The organism is Herbaspirillum sp. B65 (assembly GCF_000333555.1).
Classification (GTDB): domain Bacteria; phylum Pseudomonadota; class Gammaproteobacteria; order Burkholderiales; family Burkholderiaceae_D; genus Herbaspirillum; species Herbaspirillum rubrisubalbicans.
On sequence record NZ_BADI01000993.1, the window covers coordinates 1 to 8,474 of the forward strand.

An 8,474-nucleotide genomic window follows, 5' to 3' on the forward strand; every position below is an offset into this window, starting at 1 on the left:
CAGTCCCGCATACAGCAACTGGTCCTGCACGTGGACTTCCAGCGCGTGGACGCTTCCCAGAAGCTGCACACCAAGGTGCCCCTGCACTTCGTGAACGCTGAAGTCTCGCCGGCCGTCAAGCTGCACGGCGGCATCATCAGCCACGTCGCTGCTGAACTGGACGTGACCTGCCTGCCCAAGAACCTGCCCGAGTTCATCGAAGTCGACCTGTCCAAGCTGGACGTCGGTCAATCGATCCACCTGGGCGACCTGAAGCTGCCCAATGGCGTCACCGCCGTGACCCAGGAAAACCTGACCATCGCCACCGCTACCGTGCCGGCTGGTCAAGTGGCTGCTGAAGGTGAAGCTGCTGCTGGCGGCGCTGAAGAAGCCAAGTAATTCGCTTCATTCGCACGCAAGAAAAAACCCGCCGGGATTTTCCGGCGGGTTTTTTCGTTAACGGTGCTTTAATCAGGGGGCGTTGATGTAAGTGCTTTGATGTCAGAACTCTGAAGTCAGAACTCTGATCAGTGAGCTGTGATCAGAGTTCTGACGACGGCGCGGCATCCGGCGCGCCGCCCTCACGGACCTTACTTCTGGGCCGCTGCGCCGGCCACCGCACCTGCGGTCGCACTGCCCGAGGCCGCGCCCACCAGCGCGCCGGTGGTAGCGCCCTTGGCCAGCAGCGGCGTGACGTGATCGAGGAACTGCCGGCCCTCGGGCGTCTGGCTCAATGCCGCCAACATGCCAGTCAGCTTGGTGCCGCCCGCCGGGGTGAAGAGGTCGCCCAGGCTGGCCACGCCCTGCTGCATATCGCCGGCATTGGCGATCACCTTGAGGTCGGCGTGCTGCATGGCGCGCGCCATCTCCAGGCCCACATCACGTCCCACCTCGACCTGCTTGATGGTGATCAGGTATTGCTGGTAACCGGCATTGGCGCCGATTTCCTTGGCCAGCTGGATCTGCGTGGTCACCGGCGCCATCAGCATGGCCTGCTCGGCAGCAGCAGCGGCCTCACCACGGGCGCGGATACCATCGGCTTCCTTGAGCGCGGCGGCCAGGTCGCCTTCGGCCTTGGTGGTCACCGCCTGCTTCTGGGCGTCGGCGTTGATGACCTGCACCTGCTTCTGGGCGTCCGCATTGACCACGGCCACCTGCTTTTCCTGCTCGGCGCGCACGGCAGCGACGTCACGGGCAATTTCCGCACCGCGCACTTCCTGCACCTTCTTCACATCCATGTCGCGCTCGGTGGTGGTCTTGGCGGCCGCCTTGATTTCCTGCTGGGCCTGCTCGTTGGCGATACCCACCTGCTTTTCCTTTTCCGCCGTGCGCAGGCCGATCTGCTGGGCCGCATCCTGACGCTGCACTTCCACCGTCCGCTTGGCATCGATCTCGGCCAGCTCGGCCTGGCGCTGGTTCTCGGCCACCTTGACGCGGCTTTCCATGTCGATGCGCGACTTTTCCTTGGCCATCACATTGTTGATGACATTGCTGCCATTGGCATCGCGCAGGTCCATGAATTCGATGGTCTTGACCGGCAGCACACCCCACTGCGAGATCTGCTCCTGCACTTCCGCCGTGAACTGCGCACCCAGCTCGGCGCGCGACTGCATGATGTCTTCCAGCGCATTGGTGGCCAGCACGCGGCGCACCGCCCCTTGCAGCACGGCCTTGAGGTCGGTATGCAAGGCGTCGAAAGTGGCCACGCGCTGGGCCGCGGTCTCGGCATTGTCCACGCGGAAGAAGGCCACGGCATCGATGACGAAGGGCAGACGCTCCTTGTCATAGGCTTCGTAGTTGTTCAACGCGACCTGGAAGATACTTTCCGGGAATTCGGTCACCGTGATACCCAGCTTGGGCACCCAGCTCGGCCAGGCATAGTAGGTGTTGCCGGCCGGCTTGCCGCGGCCGTAGGGGGTGCTGGAATGCGACGTCTGGACGATGTGCACCATGTTGGTCGGCACCACGCGCCGCAGGGTGACGGCGATGATGACGATCAGGGCCAGCAGCAGGACGGCTGCCGCGATCAGGCCCAACTCCAGGATATTCATATTATTCATACCTCTCCTTGTGGATGAAAGACGGATCAGCTTGGACCGACCCGGACAACAGAAATTGCACAAGAGCATGACCTTTGATGAGGTCTATTCAGCTCCAGTACAAAATCCGAGGGGCTCTCATCCTACAGGAACTCTTCCTTGGCACAATTTTCAGCCAAAAGAAGAAGCGGGGCATCACATCATTACGACCTGGGCGGCGCATGGGCCACCCCATCTGGTTCACTTGCCGTCATGCAGCCAGGCTGCTCGCTGGCGTACCACCGCCACCGGACGGCCCAGCGCCTTGAGGCTGATCTGTGGCGCGCTATCGGCCTTGAGCTTGACGCTGAACTCCATGAGCTCATCACGACGGAAGGCATGGACGCGCACCGTATCGTTGAGGCGATAGCGCCCCAGCAGCCCGTCCGGCCCGGAGGCCGGCACGCGCAAGCCATCGATGGCCACCAGCAGGTCGCCCGCCGACAGCCCCGCCTGCATGGCCGGGCCACCTTCGTAGACGGCGGCCAGCTTGGCATCGCTGCCGTCCTTGCCGATGCGTGCACCCAGCCAGGGCTTGGCGTCGGCCGGCAGGCTGGCCTCATAGGCTACGCCAAAGGCAGGCAGCAAGTCTTCCAGCGGCACATCCTCGGTGCCACGGATGTGGCGCTCATAGAAACGCTTGAGGTCGGCACCGCTCAATTCTTCCAGCAAGGCCAGGATGCCCTCTTCCGGTACACCCTGCTGTTTGCCTGCATAGAAATCACGGCCAAAGCGGGTCCACAGGCCGCGCATCACATCGTCCAGCGAACGACGGCCACGGGTCTGTTCACGGATGCTCAGGTCCAGCCCCAGCGCCACCAGCGAACCCTTGGTGTAGTAGCTGACGATGGCATTGCTGGCGTTTTCATCCTGGCGGTAATACTTGACCCAGGCATCGAAGCTGGACTCGGCCACGCTCTGCTTCTTGCGCCCGCTACCACGCAGCACGCCGGTTGCGGTCTTGCCCACCAGTTTCAGATATTGCTCGGTATCGATCACACCGGTACGCACCAGGAACAGGTCGTCGTAATAGCTGGTGACACCTTCGAAGAGCCACAGCAGCGAGGTGTAGTTTTCCTGGCGCAGATCGTAGGGCGCGAACACCGCCGGCTTGATACGCTTGACGTTCCAGGTGTGGAAATACTCGTGGCTGCACAGGCCCAGGTAGGTACGATAGCCATCGCTCTGCTCCGGCTTGCCCTTGACCGGCAGGTCGGCGCGCGCGCAGATCAGTGCGGTGGAGGCGCGATGCTCCAGGCCGCCATAGCCATCGCCCACGGCCAGCGTCATGAAGACGTAGCGGTCCATGGGCGCGCGCTTGCTGCGCGGCTCGAAGAAGGCAATCTGGGCTTCGCAGATCTTCTTGAGGTCATCGCACAGGCGCGCCAGGTCCAGGTTGGGTATGCGACCGGTGATGACCACATCATGTGGCACGCCATGGGCCTGAAAGCTGGCCAGGGCGAAGTCGCCGAGCTCTACCGGATGATCGATCAATTCATCATAGTTCTGCGCCACGTAGGTACCGAAGCCATAGCGCTTGGCCTTGAGTTCGGACATCGCCGTGGCCACGCGCCAGCGCTTGAAGTCCTCGCCTGCGGGACGGACGATCTCCACCACGTGCTGGCCCTCTTCAAAGCCATGCGCTGCCAGGAACACGCTGGTGCCATTGAAGAAGCCATGGGTGCGATCCAGGTGCGCGGTGCGTACCGACAGATCCCAGGCATAGACCTGATAGTGCAGCGTCAGTGCGCCCTTGCAGGGAGCGGCTTGCCAGGTGTGCTTGTCGCGCTTTTTGACGGCCACCTTGCGGCCATTGGACTCGCCGCGCAAGGTCACGATGTTCTTGCCGAATTCGCGGATCATGTAACTGCCCGGGATCCAGGCCGGCAGCGAGAACACCTGGCCATCAGCGGCCGGGGTATCGACAGTGAGCGTGACGTCGTAGAGATGAGAGGCGGGATCGAGGGAAGTGATGCTGTAGCGGATCGGGGTGGGGGTGGAGGTGGAGGTTGCCATTGTGGTGCGAACTCGGGATGGTGCCGGCGTGCGGCGATGGGCCATTTTACACTTGCCCCCCGTTGCCATGTCGCGCCTGCGCGCAGACGAAAAAAAGCCCGGACCGACTTGCGTCGGCCCGGGTCCAGAGTCACACGAACTACACTGTCATACGCTTTACATCATATAAATCATTTACTACAGGTCGGCGGGCCGCCTATCAGCGCGGCAGCAGTGAAGAACCCATCAAGAACTCATCCACCGCCCGTGCACACTGGCGACCTTCGCGAATCGCCCACACCACCAGCGACTGGCCGCGACGCATGTCGCCTGCTGCAAAGACCTTCTCAACCGAAGTCTTGTAGCAGCCTTCGCCATCGGTGGTGGCCTTGGCATTGCCGCGGGCATCCTTCTCGACGCCGAAGGCGTCCAGCACCTGCTGCACCGGCGAGACGAAGCCCATGGCCAGCAGCACCAGGTCAGCCTTGATCTCGAATTCCGAATCCGGCACTTCGACCATCTTGCCGTCCTTGAACTCGACGCGTGCGGCGATCAGCTTCTCGACCTTGCCGCCCTTGCCTTCCAGACGCTTGGTGGTGACCGCAAAATCGCGCTGGCAACCTTCCTCGTGCGAGGAAGAGGTGCGCAGCTTGATCGGCCAGTAAGGCCAGACCAGCGGCTTGTTTTCCGACTCGGGCGGTTGCGGCATCAGTTCGAACTGGGTCACCGAAGCAGCACCATGACGGTTGGAGGTGCCGACGCAGTCAGAGCCAGTATCGCCACCGCCGATGACGACCACGTTCTTGCCGGTGGCCATGATCTGGTTCTTCAGCTTGTCGCCGGCATTGACCTTGTTCTGCAGCGGCAGGAAGTCCATGGCGAAATGCACGCCCTTCAGTTCGCGGCCCGGGACCGGCAGGTCACGCGGGGACTCGGCGCCACCGGCGATGACCACCGCATCGAATTCCTTCTTCAGCTCTTCGGGCGTGACGGATTCCTTGGACCAGTTATTGACGGTCTCGGGGAAGTCCTTGCCGACGAACACACCGGTGCGGAAAGTGACGCCTTCGGCCTTCATCTGTTCCACGCGCAGATCGATGTGCGACTTTTCCATCTTGAAGTCGGGGATGCCATAACGCAGCAGGCCGCCGACGCGATCATTTTTTTCGAACACGGTCACGTCGTGACCGGCGCGCGCCAGCTGCTGGGCTGCGGCCAGGCCGGCAGGACCGGAACCGACCACGGCGACCTTCTTGCCAGTCTTGATGGCGGCCGGTTGCGGCACCACCCAGCCGTTTTCCCAGCCCTTGTCGATGATGAAGTGCTCGATCGACTTGATGCCCACGGCATCGTTGTTGATGCCCAGGGTGCAGGCCGCTTCGCAGGGGGCCGGGCAGATGCGGCCGGTGAACTCGGGGAAGTTGTTGGTCTGGTGCAGGGTGTCCAGGGCTTCCTTGTAGTTGCCGCGATAGACCAGGTCATTCCAGTCGGGAATGATGTTGTTGACCGGGCAGCCGTTGTTGCAGAAGGGGATGCCGCAGTCCATGCAACGTGCGCCCTGGATCTTGGCGTCGGCGTCGCTCAAGTGCAGGACGAATTCCTTGTAATGCTTGGTACGCGCGGCAGGTGCCTCGCTGGCCTCTTTCAGGCGCTGGTACTCCATGAAACCGGTGGCTTTTCCCATTTTCCTCTCACATTCTCGCTAAGGATTGCGGCGGGCTGCGCTCTCACTCTGGGTGGCGCCACGCCCGCCGGCGTGCTTGATTGATTAGTCCGATCACTGCCTGCGGATGGATCAGGCGGCGACCTTTTCCTTCTTCGTTTCGGCAGCGGCGGCCAGTTCGGCCAGCGCGCGCTTGTACTCGGTCGGGAACACCTTGACGAACTTGGCGCGCGACGCCGCCCAGTTATCCAGCAGGTAGCGCGCACGCGTGCTGCCGGTGTACTTGAAGTGGCGTTCAATCAAGCCGCGCAGGATGGCTTCGTCGGTCTGGCGTTCGCCACCGCGCAGCAGGCTGTGCCAGACGTTGCGGCCCAGGGTCTGCTCCTGCTCGGTGTCGGACAAGACCTTTTCCAGGCTGACCATGGCGGTATTGCACTTGCCGGCGAAGTCACCTTCCGGGTCATACACGTAGGCGATACCACCCGACATACCGGCAGCGAAGTTGCGGCCGGTATTGCCCAGCACCACCACGGTGCCGCCGGTCATGTATTCGCAACCGTGGTCGCCGGTGCCTTCCACCACCGCGGTGGCGCCGGAGTTGCGCACCGCGAAGCGCTCGCCGGCCACGCCGTTGATGAAGGCTTCACCGCTGATGGCACCGTACAGGACGGTATTGCCGGAGATCATGTTGTCCACCGCACGACCACGGAACTCAGTGTTGGGACGCACGATGATGCGGCCACCCGACAAGCCCTTGCCCACATAGTCGTTGCCTTCGCCGACCAGGTCCAGGGTCACGCCCTTGGCCAGGAAGGCGCCAGCGGACTGGCCTGCGGTACCTTGCAGCTGGATGTGGATGGTGTCGTCCGGCAGACCTTCGTCACCGTAACGCTTGGCCACTTCACCGGAGAGCATGGCGCCGACGGTGCGGTTGAGGTTCTTGATCGGAGAGATGAAGGACACCTTCTCGCCCTTTTCCAGCGCGATCTTGGCTTGTGCGATCAGCTTGTGGTCCAGTGCCTTGTCCAGGCCGTGGTCTTGCACATCGGTGTGGTACACCGGCAGCTTCGACTCGGGCTGATGGAAGATGCGGCTGAAGTCCAGACCCTTGGCCTTCCAGTGGGCAATCGCCTTGGAGCGGTCCAGCAGGTCGGCGCGGCCGATCAGGTCGTCGAACTTGCGGATGCCCAGTTGCGCCATGATCTGGCGCGCTTCTTCGGCGATGAAGAAGAAGAAGTTGACCACGTGTTCCGGCTTGCCGGAGAACTTGGCGCGCAGCACCGGATCTTGCGTAGCCACGCCCACCGGGCAGGTGTTCAGGTGGCACTTGCGCATCATGATGCAGCCTTCGACCACCAGCGGTGCGGTAGCGAAACCAAATTCGTCCGCGCCCAGCATGGCGCCGATGACGACGTCGCGGCCGGTCTTCATCTGGCCGTCAGCCTGGACGCGGATGCGGTTGCGCAAGCCGTTCAGGACCAGGGTCTGCTGGGTTTCCGCCAGGCCCAGTTCCCACGGGGAACCAGCGTGCTTGATCGAGGACAGCGGCGAGGCACCAGTACCGCCATCGTGACCGGCGATGACCACGTGATCCGACTTGGCCTTGGCCACGCCGGCGGCGACGGTACCGACACCCACTTCGGAGACCAGCTTGACCGAGATGGACGCGCGCGGGTTGACGTTCTTCAGGTCGTGAATCAGTTGGGCCAGATCCTCGATGGAGTAGATGTCATGGTGCGGCGGCGGCGAGATCAGGCCCACGCCCGGCACCGACACGCGCAGCTTGGCGATGTATTCCGAGACCTTGTGGCCGGGCAGCTGGCCGCCTTCGCCAGGCTTGGCGCCCTGGGCCATCTTGATCTGGATCTGGTCGGCCGAAATCAGGTATTCGGCGGAGACGCCGAAACGGCCCGAGGCCACCTGCTTGATGCGCGAACGCAGCGAGTCGCCTTCCAGCAGCGGGATATCGACTTCGATGTGTTCGCGACCGATTTCCGAAGCCAGGGTGGCACCTTGCTTGATGGGGATGCCCTTCAGCTCGTTGCGATAACGGTTGACGTCTTCACCACCTTCGCCGGTGTTGGACTTGCCGCCGATACGGTTCATGGCGATGGCCAGCGTGGCGTGCGCTTCGGTCGAGATCGAGCCCAGCGACATGGCGCCGGTGGCAAAACGCTTGACGATTTCCTTGGCCGGTTCCACTTCATCGATCGAGATCGCCTTGGACGGGTCGATCTTGAACTCGAACAGGCCGCGCAGCGTCATGTGACGCTTGGACTGGTCGTTGATGATCTGGGCGTATTCCTTGTAGGTGTTGTAGCTGTTCGAACGGGTCGAGTGCTGCAGCTTGGCGATCGCGTCCGGCGTCCACATGTGCTCTTCGCCACGGATACGGAAGGCATATTCGCCACCGGCGTCCAGGGCGTTGGCCAGCACCGGGTCGGCGCTGAAGGCGGCGGTATGCAGACGCAGCGCTTCCTCGGCCACTTCGAACACGCCGATGCCTTCGACGTTGGAGGCGGTGCCCTTGAAGTACTTGTCCACCAGCGTCTTGGACAGGCCGATGGCTTCGAAGATCTGCGCGCCGCAGTAGGACATGTAGGTCGAGATGCCCATCTTGGACATGACCTTCAGCAAGCCCTTGCCGACTGCCTTCTGGAAGTTGTAGATGGCCTTTTCCGGCGACAGGTCGCCCGGCAGCCCCTTGGCCATGTCGGCCAGGGTATCCATCGCCAGGTACGGGTGGATCGTTCGGCGCC

At 62.6% G+C, this 8,474-nt stretch carries 5 protein-coding genes; 1 reads left to right on the forward strand and 4 read right to left on the reverse strand.

The window, feature by feature from the left end; all coding sequences use genetic code 11:
• A partial coding sequence (locus tag I5W_RS23320) for a 50S ribosomal protein L25 (RefSeq protein WP_044531035.1) occupies nt 1–378 on the forward strand: 378 nt, incomplete at its 5' end.
• A 191-nt stretch (nt 379–569) separates the two neighbouring features.
• Here I5W_RS23320 and I5W_RS23325 read toward each other — a convergent pair.
• The 4 genes from I5W_RS23325 to I5W_RS23340 all read right to left on the reverse strand — a co-directional run.
• Nucleotides 570–2,039, reverse strand: a complete 1,470-nt coding sequence (locus I5W_RS23325; protein WP_034311081.1) for an SPFH domain-containing protein — start codon at nt 2,037–2,039, stop codon at nt 570–572.
• 219 nt (nt 2,040–2,258) lie between these two features.
• Nucleotides 2,259–4,073, reverse strand: coding sequence for a M61 family metallopeptidase (locus tag I5W_RS23330; protein WP_044531036.1), 1,815 nt, complete (start codon nt 4,071–4,073; stop codon nt 2,259–2,261).
• Between the two features lie 199 nt (nt 4,074–4,272).
• Nucleotides 4,273–5,736, reverse strand: coding sequence for a glutamate synthase subunit beta (locus tag I5W_RS23335; RefSeq protein ID WP_044531037.1), 1,464 nt, complete (start codon nt 5,734–5,736; stop codon nt 4,273–4,275).
• A gap of 111 nt (nt 5,737–5,847) precedes the next feature.
• Nucleotides 5,848–8,474, reverse strand: a 2,627-nt coding sequence (locus I5W_RS23340; RefSeq protein ID WP_044531038.1) for a glutamate synthase-related protein, incomplete at its 5' end; no start/stop codon positions are given.